The organism is Alkalibacterium sp. m-11, from assembly GCF_054658155.1.
Genome location: NZ_BAAGIR010000653.1, coordinates 1 through 247, shown reverse-complemented (window position 1 = coordinate 247; position 247 = coordinate 1). Strand labels below are relative to the sequence as shown.

The 247-nt window shown below is 36.8% G+C and carries 1 protein-coding gene; it reads right to left on the bottom strand.

What is annotated here, in order from left to right; all coding sequences use genetic code 11:
• Positions 1 to 44: 44 nt before the first annotated feature.
• A partial coding sequence (locus ACYQ2O_RS13800) for a hypothetical protein (protein WP_459796885.1) occupies positions 45 to 247 on the bottom strand: 203 nt, incomplete at its 5' end.

Here is a 247-nt window from a genome sequence, read left to right as displayed (position 1 = left end):
TTTCTCTACCATACGTATAGTGTACCTTTAAATCCCCTCTCTTTTCAAATCAAGTGATAGTGATTAACGTTTGAGGTGATAGGCTTTCTAGCGGGTAAAACTTTATACTTTCCTATTCTATCAAAAAGGAGCGTTTGTGCTTTTAATTTTTGCAAGGGTAGAGAGTGAAGTAAAGTAAACATGGTTTCTGTCGCTTTCTTTTGAGCTTCTTGACGACGCTTATATCCAGTGGTTCGTTTATCTATGC